The 13590-nt window shown below is 41.4% G+C and carries 4 protein-coding genes; all 4 read right to left on the bottom strand.

From position 1 onward, the window contains the following. Positions 1-97: 97 nt before the first annotated feature. On the bottom strand, positions 98-3421 hold the full coding sequence (locus RMY27_RS01960; protein WP_322659991.1) for an amino acid adenylation domain-containing protein: 3324 nt from the start codon (positions 3419-3421) through the stop codon (positions 98-100). Positions 3422-3438: 17 nt separating this feature from the next. After that, positions 3439-9510 carry a type I polyketide synthase gene (locus RMY27_RS01955; RefSeq protein WP_322659989.1) on the bottom strand — a complete coding sequence of 2024 codons (6072 nt, stop codon included), beginning with the start codon at positions 9508-9510 and terminating at the stop codon, positions 3439-3441. 896 nt (positions 9511-10406) lie between these two features. Beyond that, on the bottom strand, positions 10407-10745 hold the full coding sequence (locus RMY27_RS01950; RefSeq protein WP_322659986.1) for a hypothetical protein: 339 nt from the start codon (positions 10743-10745) through the stop codon (positions 10407-10409). Positions 10746-10829: 84 nt separating this feature from the next. Continuing rightward, positions 10830-13493 carry a TonB-dependent siderophore receptor gene (locus RMY27_RS01945; RefSeq protein WP_322659984.1) on the bottom strand — a complete coding sequence of 888 codons (2664 nt, stop codon included), beginning with the start codon at positions 13491-13493 and terminating at the stop codon, positions 10830-10832. Between the last annotated feature and the right edge of the window lie 97 nt (positions 13494-13590).

Raw genomic sequence — 13590 nt, 5'->3', positions numbered from 1 at the left:
GATTTTTATTCTGTATTGCTAATACTACTTATGATTTACGCAAAAAACCTCTCATTTTTTCATTTATCTGTGTTCTTTGTAGCTAGTTTTTTTAATTTTATAAATTTTGTTCATCTGATTGAGATGAAACTCTGCCTTCCTTGATTGCTGTTCGATGTTCTTTTCTGGCTTGTTTTCGACGCTGTAATGAAGCTGTCCTACCTTGAGAAACATGAGAATGTTTGATAAAAGATGTTTCTTCTCTTGCTTCCTGGCTAAAATATCTAGCTAGGTGGCTGATGGTTGGATATTGAAACATTTCTACCAAGAGAAAATCTCTTTGAAATATTTTTTGCAATTTATTATGAACTTGAACTAAAAGCAGCGAATGACCACCGAGTTGAAAGAAGTTATCATTGATTCCTACGTTCTCAAGATTAAGTACTTCTTGCCAAATATCGGCAATAGTTTTTTCAACCTCAGTTTGGGGTGGCTGGTAAACTGTTTCCAACTCGGGGCGTGCTGTATCAGGTGCAGGTAGCGCTTTGTGATCGACCTTTCCATTTGGTGTTAGTGGTAGTGCCTCCAGTGTGATAAAAGCTGTTGGCATCATGTAGTTTGGTAACTTTGACTCTAAAAAGTTACGTAGTTCAGGAATTATTAGTGTTTGCTCTCTTTGATCAACTACATAGGCGACTATTCGTTGGGAGTCTGCTGAAGCTTCGCTGACTACAACTACAGTTTCTCGTACTGCTGGGTGTTGGCTAATGATTGCCTCAATTTCTCCCAATTCAATTCTGAAACCACGTACTTTTACTTGGTTATCAATGCGGCTTAAATACTCAATGTCTCCATTTGGTAAATATCGAGCTAAATCGCCGGATTTATAAAGAAGTGCATTGGGTTTATTACTAAAGCAATTAGGAATAAATCTTTCGGAAGTTAGTGTTGGTCGGTTTAAATAACCCCTGGCTACACCAGCACCACCAATATACATTTCACCTGGTACTCCTATGGGTACTGGCTGCCCATATCTATCTAGTAAATAAATTTGTAAGTCACCAATTGGACGACCTATTAAACTTGCTGATGCTACTTCTAAGTCTGCCATTTTTAATGGACGATATGTCACATGCACAGTAGTTTCTGTAATCCCGTACATGTTAATTAACTGGGGTGACTGGTCGCCATGTCGTTCAAACCAAGGTCTTAAACTCTCAATTTGCAATGCTTCTCCACCAAAAATTACTTTTCGTAGGCTTAGGTTGTTACTATTTTCTAGGGATTCTTCTACCTGTATCAGTTGTCGGAAAGCAGAAGGCGTCTGATTAAGTACAGTCACTTGCTGTGTTAACAATAATTGATAGAACTTTTGAGGTGAACGGCTCAACCAATACGGTACTACCACTAATTTTCCACCATACAGCAATGCTCCCCAAATTTCCCAAACGGAAAAATCAAAGGCTATGGAGTGGAATAGTGTCCAAACATCATGTTGGTTAAAGTTATAGCAGTGTTCAGTTGCTGCTAACAAACGAACAACGTTGCTGTGATTGACTAAGACGCCCTTGGGTTGACCTGTTGAGCCAGAGGTGTAGATGATGTAAGCTAGGTTATCAGTGGTACATTCACTAATTGGGTTTTGTGAGCTTTGTTGAGCTACAATTTCACAATCTGTATCTAGATAAACAACCCTAGTCTGATGTTGTGGCAAATTCTCTATCATCTGCTGCTGTGTTAGTAGTACTGATACAGCAGCATCTTGCAATATGAAGGCTAAACGTTCTGGTGGATATGCTGGATCTAACGGTACATATGCACCACCTGCTTTGAGGATGGCTAATAGTCCGATGACCATAGAGAGCGATCGCTCTACACAAATTCCCACCAATACCTCTGGTTTTACTCCCAATGAACGCAAGTAATGCGCCAATTGGTTAGCTTTCGTGTTTAGTTGGCGATAAGTTAACTGCTCCGATTCAAACACTACTGCTACTGCATCAGGTGTGCGTTCTACTTGCGCTTCAAACAATTCATGGATGCACTGTTCTTGAGGATACTTAACTTCTGTATCATTCCACTCCAACAGCAATTGATATTTTTCTTGTGCAGTCAGTAGCGGCAAGTCTCGAAGTTGTTGTTCGGGATTAGCAACTATACCTTCCAGTAAAGTTTTTAAATGTCCTAATATTCTGTTAATCGTGGCACTATCAAAACGACGGGTATCATACCCAATCGACAGTAATAAATTTGAACCTGGATATACTTGTATAGTCAGAGGATAATTCGTCTTTTCAAATACCCGAGCTTCACCAAGTGCCAGACTTTCAGCTAGCTTTTCTTTAGTACTATCTATTAAGTAATTATTAAAACTTAAAATGCTTTCAAATAGTGGCAACCCACGAGGAATTTCACTCCACTGTTGAATCTGTAACAGTGGACTATACTCATACTGACGCATTTCCACTTCTTGAACTTGCAGCTTTTTCAACCAAGGTATAAGTAAAGCATCACTTTCTACTTGTACTCGTAGCGGCAATGTGTTGGCGAAAAGTCCCATCATGGACTCTGCTTCTGCCAATTCAGTAGGTCTGCCTGAAGATGTGGCACCAAAAACTATATCTGACTCACCACTATAGCGGCTTAAAAGTATAGCCCAGGCTCCTTTGAGTAGGATATTTAAAGTAAGATGATACTTTCGCGTCAGGGAATTTAAGGCATCTGTAGTTGTTACCGAGAGTAGAGTTTTTTGACAATCATGGTCTTCGTTTTCGTTAGACAAAGTATCGGTAGCTTTGTCCATCATTAGTGGTGTCGGTACCGTAAATCCTCTAAGCGTCTCGCGCCAGTAAACTTCAGCCTTTGATATATCTTGTTGCTGTAGCCAAGAAATGTATTCTCTAAAAGGACGAGGGCGTTCTAGATATAAATCCTGACCTTTGTAAAAGGCATTATAGAATTCATAAAATTCTTTCCATAGCCATGTTAAAGACCACCCTTCCATCAATATATGGTGATAGCTAAAGACAAATTGATAAGCTTTATCAGCTACCTGAATTAATGCCAGACGGATTAGTGGAACTTGGGAAAGTGTAAAGCCTTGTTTGCAATCTGCTGCTAAAAAAGCTTCTAAGTGCTTTTCTTGTTCCTGCGAAGAAAGTTCGCGCCAGTCTTGAAAATCCCAAGGCAAATCGACTTGTCGATATACCACTTGATATGGCTTATCAAGATTTTCCCAGTAGAAGGAGGTACGCAAAATCGGATGCCGATCTAAAACTCGCTGCCATGCTTTTTGGAAAGCTGGAACATCAACTTGAGTTTGTAAGGCGTAGCAAAACTGCTCAAAGTACATCCCCGAATTAGGTGTAACCAGTGTGTGAAAAAGCATACCCTGCTGTAAGGGTGAAAGTTCGTATATATCTTCAATATTGTTTTGGTTCATGGAAAATTACTCCTAGATCACTGACCAATCTGAGCCAGCAAGTTACTCAAATTTTCTTGATTGATGTTTGCTGCCGAAAAGTCTGAAGGGGTATACTCTACTGCTTCTAGGGAGCGAGAATGGGTGATAAGAGATTTGAGCGCTTCGACAAAGCTATGAGATAGTTTCTCTATAGTCTCGCGTCGATGCAGATTCGTACTATAGCCAAATTCTAGTCTCAATTGACCTTCTTCATTAACCCATGCGGTCACGCCTAGTAAATGAGGACTAGTTCCTTGGAGACTGTACGCTGATCCGGTGGATTCTTCAGTCGGTCTGAGCATAGAAGATTGATCAAAGCTTTTACCAAATTGACCAAGGTAGAGAAAAAACACTTCTGCTTGGGGAAGCGATCGCATTTTCTCTGTAAGTGTTGTATCCTCGCTCAAATAGCGTAATACTCCATGATCAATGGTTCTACTAGAAATGTTACGAAACTGCTCTTTAACGGCTTTCAATGCATCCCCTGGATTCTCAGCCCCTTCTAAATCCAACAGCACAGGATAAAGAGTAGTCAGCCAACCTACTGTCCGTGATACATCCACATTTTCTATAATGGTATTTCCGTCCCGTGCATCTTCTTCGGTATTAAACAGTAGCCATTTTATGCCTGTCCATTGTTTAAAAGCTTGTACAAGAGTAGTCAGTAGAACTTCTTGTGTATTAGTTCGATAAACTGCTAGAACCTCCTGAAGTAATGCCTGAGTTTCTGTTTCGGTTAACGCTACTGAGACACTTTCACCTGATGCTACAGTGTTAATGCCTCCTGGATAATCGATTGGTAAGCGATAAACCTGTTTGTAACGTTCACTGAGGCAGGAATTTAGCCTTTTTTGTAACTCTGCTGATTGAGCGTATTCCTTTAGTCGTTCAGACCACTGTTTGAAAGAGGTTGTTTTCTGGGGCAGTTGAATGGCTTTACCTTGACGAAGCTGTTGATAAGCAGTCTCAAGATCCTCTAGTAAGATTCGCCAAGAGCCGAAATCCACTGCCAAGTGGTGGATGATAATTAGCAAGCGGCTTGATTTATTGACACCCAAATCAAAAAGAACACCCCGCACAATTGGCCCATCTGATAAGTTTAAACTAGCTTGTAGTTCCGTGGCGGTTGCTTCCATCAAAGATTTTTGAACATCAGGTGACAATGCTGATAAATCTCTATGTATCAAATTCACCTGTTTTTCCAAGCCATTATTCACTTGTTGCCAGCCAGATTCAGAGGGGATAAACCGGAGGCGAAGTGCATCATGGTGGATGAATAAATGCTGCCATGCTTGTTCAAACAAAACTGGATTGATAGCTTGCATTATCTCTACAAAAAATGCCATGTTCCAGTGATCCGGTTTTGATAAATTCTGTTCAAAGAACCAGTGCTGGATAGGCGTCAGAGGTAGCGAACCAGTTACTAAACCCTGCTCAGTCTGGACAATTTGCTTTGTACTTGTCACCTCTGCCAGTTCAGCAATTGTCTGATGCTCAAACAATTGTTGAGGGGCAAGCCGATAACCTGCTTTCGCAGCTCTGGCGCTAACTTGAATGCCAAGTACAGAATCTCCCCCTAACTCAAAAAAGTTATCATCAATACCTACTTGCTCAATTCCCAAAAGTTCTTGCCAGATATTGGCAATGGTTTGCTCTACCTCATTTCTAGGAGCAACATAGTCATTATCTAAATTAGGTCTTAAATAAGATGAAGCGGAAGTGGTTTTTGATGTTAGTTGAGAATTTTGACTAAATTCAAGTTTTATCCATCTGCTGATGCTAGTTTGCAAATCTACCGTTGATATGACTACTTGAGGGAATTTATTTACAGATAAGGCACGTTTAAAAACCTCCAGTACTTCTTGGCTTGTCATAACCGAATCTGCACCTTTGGTTAAGGTTACTGATTCCGAAGATTCTTGAGTAATCCAATCGCCATAATTGATACTCAGCCAGGGGAAAAGGCTTGTTTGATTATGTTTATGTACAAAAGCATCAGTGAATATATGCGCTGCTGGATAAGCAGCTATGCCCATTACCCCCAAAACAGATGCTAATGAGGATATTACTACACACAAATCAAGCTCTTTTCCTTTTAGGATATTTTCTAATACAAATAATCCATAGCCTGTTGAGCTTAATTGGCTTTCACACTCAGTTTTAGTTATCTGTTGAATATTGCTAAACAACTTTATGCCTGCTGCATGAATGACACCATGAATTTCACCAAAGCGGTTCGATGCCTGAATCATTACTGCTTGCATTTGTTCGAGATTCGCAACATCGGCGCGGCAAATTAGAACCTCAGCACCTAATGCTTCTAATGCTTGCACTTTCTGAATTTTGCGACTGATATGATCGTTATCATCATGATTTGCTAGCCATTGCGACCAATCTTGTTTTGCCGGAAAATTGGAACGCCCTGTGAGAACTAGTTTGGTGTGTGCTGTTTGGGCAAGATATTCTGCCAGCAGCAAGCCAATATCTCCCAAACCACCAATAATTAAGTACACTCCTTCATCCCTGATGGGAATTGTTTCTTGATTTGGCTCTTCAAGTTGTATTGGTTCAAAAGTTTGCACCCAACGATGTTTGCCACGGTAGGCAATCATATTCTCAGATGTTGTTTGAGTCAGTTCTGTTACGAGCTGGTCTATGAGTTGACTGTTTTGGGATATTCTTGATTGAGGAATGACTACATCAATGTTACGACAGGTGATATTGGGATACTCTTGGGGAATCACCTTACAGATTCCCATGACAGTAGCCTTTTCCGGGCACAAGTTTTCGTCGCCGTTTACCTCTTGCACATTGTTAGTAACAACTGAAATTTGGATAGTATCAGTAATTTCTTGTCTTCCCAACGCTTGTGCTAAGAAAAGTAGACTATAAAAACCATTATTTTGACATTCTTCAAAGAAGTGATGGGATGATTCTGGTTGTGTGTTGGGGATGAGACTCCAAAAATGAGCGAAATGCCATCCGGCGCGCTCCGCGATCGCATTTGATTTTAAATCCCATACTTTCTTCAGCAAGGCATCATAGTCACTACCTGCTTGGGGATTAATTGCGTAAGAGCGATCACCTAGTTGTGTAAACTGCTCTCCAACAGTCACCCTAATCACATCATGTCCTTCTAATTCCAACTGTTTGACAACTTGTAAACCTACTCCAGCAGTATCAATAAAGACTAAATAATTTAATTTGTGTGCTGATTTCGCTCCTATCTGTGGAGAACGTTTCCAGGAAGGGATATAAAACCAGTCAGCAATATCCGGTTTTTTCTGTAATGCTTGCGGCGATGGTGTTGCCAAATTAGTTTCAGGATTAGCATCAATCCAGTAACGCTGACGTTCAAAAGGATATGTAGGTAAGGGCAGGCGATCGCGTTGTTGATCAGCATAAAAACCAGACCAATCTACCTTTACCCCTGCCAGCCAAAGGCGACCCAATGTATTCATTAAAAAGGCGACATCTGACTGTTGCTCATAGGAATGCCGCAGAGAAGACAACATCACTGATTTGGTATCATCACTTTCTAGACATTGCAGTGCGAAACTACTCAATGCTTGACCAGGGCCAACCTCCAATAAAATCGGATGATCTTTTTTCCACAACTCTTGCACCCCCGAAGCAAAGCGTACTGCTTGGCAGAGGTGCTTCACCCAATAACTGGGATCTGTTGCTTGGTCTGCTGTAATCCAAGTTCCGGTGACGTTGGATAAATAGGGAATTTTCGGTGGTTTGAGGCTGAATGTTTGCACTAAATTGTGAAAGGTAGGTGCGATCGCCTCCATCATCACCGAATGAAAAGCATGAGAACTCTGTAAACGCTTACCAACTAAACCTCTTTCACTCAATTGTCGTTCTACTTCTTCGATAGCATCTGTAGCACCTGCAATCACACACAACGATGAGCCGTTGATTGCAGACAGAGAAATCTTCTCATTCAAGAAGGGCTGTATTTCCTCTTCAGAAAGCCCAATTGCCAACATTGCTCCTTCTGGCAACTCTTGAATCATTTGCGCTCTTTTAGCTACCAAAGTTAAAGCGTCTTCCAAAGACAAAACCTCGGACAGACAGGCTGCTACATATTCACCAATGCTATAGCCAATCATTGCCGTTGGACGAATTCCCCACGATATCCACAATTGAGCTAAAGCGTATTCAATAACAAAAATAGCTGGTTGAGTGAGAAAGGTTTGATTCAGCTTTTGAGTGCGTAGATCTGCCTGTTCTGTTCCCCGACCTAACATTTTTCGCAAATCTAGCCCAGCAGAGAGAGTGCTTGGTTTATTTCCATTCTCACTGTTTCTATTGGGATACAGAACATCTCGCAAATCATTACCAAGGTGGGGTTTGAGGAGTTCGCAACATTGGTCAACACAGGTGCGAAATGTTGGCTCAGTTTGGTAAAGTTCAAGAGCCATATTAACGTAGTGAGTTCCTAGCCCAGAAAACATGAAGGCAACAGGACGTTGTTGCGTTTTTTCAGTACTGGTGAGAACTCGCTTTGGTTCTTGAAGTGCATTGATAGCATCTTGAATATCCTGACAGACAACTGTGCGCCGATGCTCGAAAGTTCTACGCCCAACCTGCAATGTGTAAGCCACATCGGCAAGGTTTAAATCGGGATGCTCTTGGAAGTAATTAGCTAGATTTGTGGTAGCCGTTTCCAGTGCTGAATCGGTTTTGGCAGATAGCATCAACAACTGCCAAGGACGAGAGGAACTAGAAGCTTCGAGAATTGGAGCTTCTTCAAGAATCAGATGGGCATTGGTTCCTCCAAGTCCAAAGGAACTAACTCCTGCACGTCGAGGAGTGCCATTAGTCTGCCATTCCGAAAGTGTGGTATTGACGTAGAAAGGACTGTTAGCAAAGTCAATTTCTGGATTAGGCGAAGTGAAGTGTAAGCTGGGTGGTATCTGTTTGTGCTTGAGGGCTAAGACGGTTTTGATTAATCCCGTCACACCAGCCGCAGTGTCCAAATGTCCAATATTGGTTTTGACGGAACCAATGGCGCAGAATCCTTTCTTCTGGGTACTAGAGCGAAAAGCTTGTGTCAAGGCAGCAATTTCAATGGGATCTCCTAAGACTGTTCCTGTACCGTGAGCCTCAATGTAAGTAATTGTCTCCGGTTCTACTTCGGCAACTACTTGGGCTGTTCTAATTACTTTTGCTTGGGTATCGATACGGGGTGCTGTGTAGCTTACTTTGAATGAACCATCATTATTGATTGCCGATCCTTTGATTACAGCATGAATCGTATCGCGATCGCTAAGAGCATCTTCTAATCGCTTCAACACCACAATGCCCACACCCTCACCGCCCACAGATCCCTTTGCCCCAGCATCAAATGCACGGCAATGTCCATCAGGAGATGCTATTCCCCCTTCTGTGTAGAGGTATCCAGCTTTTCTTGTCGCGCTTATGGCTACCCCACCAGCTAAAGCGATATCACATTCACCATTTAGCAAGCTCATGATAGCCAAGTGAACAGCAACTAATGAAGTTGAGCAGGCAGTTTGAACGGCATAACTGGGGCCTTCTAAGTTGAGTTTGTAAGAGACGCGCGTGGTTAGGAAATCTTTATTACCTGCAATTACGAGTTGCTGAGGATCAACAGAGTTGATAATATTTTGATTTAAATAAATATTAAGTAAATAGGTGTTCAAACTAGATCCAGCATAAACACCTACAGCACCTTTATAATTTTGTGAATCGTATCCAGCACTTTCCATAGCTGACCAAGCACACTCTAGAAAAAGCCGATGTTGCGGATCGGTAATTTCTGCTTCTCTGGGATTAAAGCCAAAGAATGAAGCATCAAATAATTCTGCGTCTTCTAATATAGCGTGTGCTTTGACATAGTTAGGGTCATTTAATATAGATGAACTTATACCTGATGACAATAATTCTTCATCGCTGAAAAAAGATACCGATTCTACTCCATTTTGAATATTTCTCCAGAATTCATCAATATTTTTGGCCCCAGGAAAACGCCCTGTTAAGCCAATAATTGCTATTTCTGAACCATTTCTAGAATTTGGTACTGTCGAAATACTCATAGTTTCAGTTAATCCTTAATTTTTGGAAGACGTTTTTTGTTTATTTTTACGAGAATATCTTTTTCATTTGACGATATTTGTAGTATAAAAAGGTTATTTTTGACTTTAACTTTATTAAAATAACCAGCTAAAGATATGAGATTACAATCCTAAATTTTATGTAAAAGCTTTTCTTTCTTCTCTACGAGACGCTAGGCGATCGCGGAAGCCTCTGGCAGAAAACGTGATTCTTTACTTTAATGCTAATTACTAGTGATTTGTAGAGCTAATTTATCAATAAGGGGAAGGGGGGAAAGCTAAAAACCTCGCTCTTGGTGGGGGAAATGATCTGCATTATTATAGGATAGAGAAGGTGAAAACCGAGCCAATAGGAGGGACAACCTGTGTTCATCCATTTTCCCTTTCCCCTTCTTGTTTATCATTTTTATTGCAAGTATTTTTTAATTAGTCTCAAATATATTAACGACAATTAGTAGCATTAGCAACAGAGGAACCATCGTGATTAAATATGAAAAAATTGATATTTATCAGCGTTACTTATAAGAAGGTATATTATATTTAGACATAGGACGATCCTTTTCAAGGTGATGAGACCTATTCTCATTCTGCTTTAAAAGTGTGTCATATATAGCGTTTACTAATCACATGAGGTACATCATATTCCCCTCCTCGCTTGCGGGGAGGGGGTTGGGGGTGGGGTTCTTGTACCTCACTCAACTGAGAACCGCTGTATATACATTAGACATCTCCGAACAAGAATGTAGAGACGTAGCACTGCTACGTCTCTACAAGGGTTCTGGATAACGCATATTAAATTTGTAGGATTCGCAGACGAATATGATGTATTTAGGCATGAGTTCAAGGTGTGTTGACTAGATATTTACATAAGTCATCGATTACTGCATTCTTGCTAAAATATCAAAACCGCCCCAGTTTCCCCGATCTACAAAATAAATCTGATTTTTTTCAACTACCTTGAGTTGTCGCCACAAAGGTTTTTGTTGGAGTTTCTCTAAAAACTCATTAGCACCCTTCTGTCCCCGAACTAAAAAGAAGAGAACATCATCATCAATATTAGACAACTGTTCTTCAGAAATAGAGTTTGTATAGTAAAAATCTCCCCTTTGTCCTGATGGGCGTTGTAATCCAATATCATTTAAACTACAAGCCGAAGCGAGTGTAAAGGTTAAAACTGCCAATAATAAATAAGTAAGGTGACGTAAAGATATTTTCACGAACACCTACTTCACACAATAGAAAAAGTGAATTATCTACGCTTCATCCTCACGGATAGAAGCGTAGGATACCAGTGGGTTTGCTCAAAACTGCCAGGAAATTGTACCCTGTATTGTCAAGGGATCGCCAGGTATAATCCGATTTATATTTTGTGCAGAGACAAAATAATCAGTGTCGAACAAATTCTTAATATTGATCGCAGCTCGGTAATTGTCCCGCTTGTAATAAATAGCTGCATCTGTGCGTACATAACTAGGTAACTCAACCGTGTTGGCTAAGTCGGCTTGCCGATCTCCGTAGTAAAAAGCTCCTAAACCGAAGCCTAATCCTTTTAAACTGCCAGATTGAATTTCGTAAGTTGTCCATAGATTGAGCGCGTGTCTCGGCACATTATTCAGTTGATTACCCTGTGTCAATATATTGTCTCTTGTGATTTCTGTATCAGTGTAGGCATAACCAGCAATGATGTTCCACCCTGGCGAGATTTCGCCAGAAATATCAAACTCAATCCCACGACTGCGCTGTTCCCCAACTTGAATAGTTCGTTGTGGATCATTTGGATCTGGATTGTCGGCTGAGAGATTGGTGCGAGTCAAATCATAAAATGCCAAGGTTGTACTTAATCGATCGGTCAAATCTGCTTTCACTCCGATTTCATACTGCGTTCCTCGCTGCGGTTCCGGCAGAGCTGGACCGAATAGATCTACCGCCTGATTGAATGAACGGCTATAGCTAGCGTAGAGTGAGATTGGTTTAATAGGCTGGTAAACAATGCCAAGACGAGGGCTAAAAGCTTCTGTCTGCTTAAAGTCGGTTGTCTGGTTCAATAAATCCTCAGCCTCTTGATTAGCAATATCAAAGCGTCCACCCAAAAGTACTTTGAAGTTTTCTGTTAGGGTAATTTGATCTTGAAGGTAAAAACCTAATTGTTGCGCCGTATTTTTGATATCAAAATCTGGAACACTAGCTCCTGTAGCAGTTCCATACACAGGATTGAAAACATCGAGAGGAGTAGTGTCATTGAAAAGAGCGTCGGAATTAGTGTCTGTTTTGCTCAGGTTAAATCCAGCGACTAGCTCATGCTTGATACTACCTGTTGTCAACTTAGCGACCACATAATTGTCTAGATTATAATTATTTTGATCATAGTCAAAATTCTCAACGCCTCTTTCCAAGGTACGCAAATCATCTTGTAATCCGAAAGAAAACACAATATCTCGTCTGAGGCGAAACAAAGAAGTCTGAAAAACGCTCCGGGCTTGCCAGTTATCGCTAAAGCGATGTTCAAAATTATAGCCAATCCGAAATGCACTGTTAGATGCATCATTAAGATTAGGCTCACTCACAGAACGATTACGAGGAATTCTGCCATTGGGGTTAGGCAGGATGCTTCCCTGTGCGGGTATCCCAAAATCATAGGGACCCTCTGCAAGGGAATAGCTTGCTTCTAGAGTCAGCTTTGTTCTGTCACTAATTTGCCAGCTTAAAGTAGGTGCAATTAGATATTGCTGTTGCTCAAAGAAATCAACAAAGCTTTCGTTTGTTCCAGCAGAAGCATTCAGGCGATACAACACTGTTTTACTATCATTCAACGGGCCAGATAAATCAATTGCACCGCTATAGGTATTGTAGTTACCAACAGAAGTTTCCACGAAGTAGAACGGATCGCTTAATGGTTGCTTCGTGACTAAGTTGACCTTGCCACCTAGTCCGCCTTGACCGAATAGAACCGAAGCGGGCCCTTTGAGGACTTCAACCCGCTCAATATTTGAGCCAAATCCGACCTCACTGATTGAACGGTCTTGTATGCCATTGAGTAGAGTCTCTCCAAAAGCATCAAAGCCCCGAATTTTGATGACATTGAGAGGATCGCGGGGGCTTCTACTTCCTACCACTACACCCGGCGCATTTTTTAACACGTCTGTTAGGCGAGTTGCTTGCTGGTCTTTAATGACCTGTTGCGGTATGACCTGAATCGACTGGGGAATATCACGCAACGGCGTATTGGTTCTCGTAGCAGATGAGGTATCGGGAACGCGATACCCATCCTGTTCACCCGTCACCACCAACTCAATCGGTTCATCTTGCTGTGCTGTGGGTTCCTGCTGTGTTGTGGGTTCCTGCTGCGCTGTGGGTTCCTCCGGTTTCGTCTCAGTCGTCGGCTTCTCCGGTGGCTGCATCGCAGTTGCAGCAGATACTACCCCAAAAACCAAACCTGCATCATCATCAAATAATTCAACAGTTGGTAATGCTGCTGCACCTGTCACTGTCACCCGGATAGTATTTGCATCGAGATTCGTAACTGTGATCTCAGTAATTTCCGGAAGTGGTTTTTCGGAACGAAATGTGAAAGCATCACCATTGGGTAAACGGAGTTGTGAGTTAGGTATATCAGCAATAAAGTTATTCCCAGTACTGCGATTTGTGATTTGCAGTTGCGCCCCAATGGATGTCTGTAAAATTACCTCTACACCTTTTTCAGTGGGAGTAGCTTTAACTCCCGTAATCTGCACAATTTCTGATGAGGGTGCTGGCGACTGCACTAGCATTTGGGCACTAGTCTGGGGATGCTCTATCTCACTAATCTGGCGAATCTCTCTAATTGACTTGGAATTGCGTAGTACCGATGCGACAGATTTACTTTGTACTTCTTGCCTGGGTATTTCTTGAGCAGTGGCGCTCATTGCACCCCAAAACGAAACAGAACTTGCTACTAAGAAGATTTTCGATAACTGCTTTGGCTTCATTTACTACTCCACACACCCGTCACCATCATCTGACTGAAAATAACGTCAATAAGGCAGCAAATAGCTGAATTATTGAGATAAATTACTATCAAGTTGA

It is taken from the genome of Nostoc sp. DedQUE09, from assembly GCF_034530915.1.
Lineage (GTDB): Bacteria > Cyanobacteriota > Cyanobacteriia > Cyanobacteriales > Nostocaceae > Nostoc.
This window is presented reverse-complemented; position numbering and strand designations above follow the sequence as displayed.